Raw genomic sequence first — 1,720 nt, forward strand, 5'->3', positions numbered from 1 at the left:
GGGCCTGTCGATGAATTAGTGGGTCGTGTCGTGCTCGCTGGCCTGGGATGTCGCGTGCATGACGTAGCTGGCGAGGGCGCTGGGGTCGATCAGGCGGGCGGGGATCGGCTTGGGGCGGTGGCCGTGGTCCTCGAGGAGGGGGCGGACCTGTTTGATCAGGGCTCTCATCTGGTTCTCGCCGATGCGGAAGAGGTAGGCGGTCAGTGAGCAGGACAGGCCGCGCTGGTCGAGGACGGTGGCCCAGATGATGTTCTCGGTGGTGAGCTTGCGGTGCCGGGGCCGTTGCTTGGGCGGGAGGGCGTCGAGTCGGTCGCGGATGTCGGCGGCGAGGCGGTCGAGGTCGTGGCGGTCCAGGCCCGTCAGGAGGGGATGGGTGGCCAGCGTCGCGCCGAAAGTGTGCGCGTGGCCGGGATGGGACCGGGGGCCGGGTGGGTGGAGCGGGACGTCGGGAATGCCGGGCTGGGGCGGGATGGTGTAGTTCCACTCGCCGTGGAACGCGTCGGGGTGGATGGCCAGGGCGGCCGCGTGCTGCTGGCTGATGTCGATCCCCGTGGGGTAGCTGCTGGTGTCCAGGCGGGCGGTGACGGTCAGTCCGGTGCGGGTGGTGGAGGAGGAGATCAGGTTGAGGGCGACGTCGTAGCTGGTCAGCGGGCGGGCGCGCCAGTTCATCGAGATGAACGAGAACAGGCGGTGCTCGACCCGGTTCCACTTCGATGTTCCCGGCGGCAGGTGACACACCGTGATCTCAAGGCCGGTCTCGGAGGCCAGGAGGGCGAGGTTGGCCTTCCACGTCTTGGCGCGGGAGCTGTTGGAGCCGCCGCCGTCCGCGGTGATCAGCAGGCGGGTGGCAGAGGGGTAGGCGCTGCGGCCCTCTTCCTTCCACCAGCGGCGAAGGCAGGCCACGGCGAATGCGGCGGTGTCGTGATCGGTGCCGATGACGACGTAGCCGGTGTTACGGGCGACGTCGTAGATCCCGTAGGGGATCGCGGTGCCGGTCGCATGGGTGGGGAAGTCGTGGTCGAGGACCTTCACCGGCGCCCCGGGCGGCCTCCACTCCCGCCCCGCCTGGCCGAACAGGCCGATCTGCTCCTTCTTCTTCGTGTCCACGCTGATCACCGGGTCGCCTCCGTCCAGGAACGTTTTCACCGTGTCGTTGATGTGCCGGAACTGGGCGTCCCGGTCCGGGTGGTGGCTGCCGGCCAGCACCCGGGCGTTGCCGCGCAAGCTGAACCCTGCCGCCTTCAGTAACGCGGCGACGGTGTCGCGACCCACCTTCCGCCCCTGGGCGGCGAGTTCGTCCGCCAGCCGGCGCAGCGACTTCGTCGTCCACGTCAGCGGTCCTATCGGGTCGCCCTGCGTGGTGTCCTCGACCAGCGCCAGCAGGGCCGGACCCAGGCCCGGGTCCTTCTCCGACAGTGCCGGGCGACCGGCCCCCGGGCGCCGCACCCGCCCGTCCGGCGCCCGGCCCGCATCGAGTTCGGCCAGGCCGCGGCTGACGCAGCCCTTCGAGACGCCCGCGGCCCGCGCCACCGCAGCGATCCCGCCGTGCCCGAGCTGCCGAGCCTCCGCCGCGTACAGCACTCAGCGCTGCCGCTCGTCCAGGTACGGCGTCACCGCCCCGAACTTCTCCTCCAACGAACCGATCAACTCATCGAAGCGACCCATACCGCATCAATGAGCCCAACTACCGTGAGAAACCCACTAATTCATCGACAGGCCC

At 70.0% G+C, this 1,720-nt stretch carries 1 protein-coding gene; it reads right to left on the bottom strand.

The features are described 5' to 3' along the window. Window positions 1-15: 15 nt before the first annotated feature. Window positions 16-1,581, bottom strand: coding sequence for an ISAzo13 family transposase (locus BIV24_RS29560; protein WP_071369541.1), 1,566 nt, complete (start codon window positions 1,579-1,581; stop codon window positions 16-18). Between the last annotated feature and the right edge of the window lie 139 nt (window positions 1,582-1,720).

The organism is Streptomyces colonosanans (genome assembly GCF_001866645.1).
In the GTDB taxonomy this organism is placed as follows: Bacteria; Actinomycetota; Actinomycetes; order Streptomycetales; family Streptomycetaceae; genus Streptomyces; species Streptomyces colonosanans.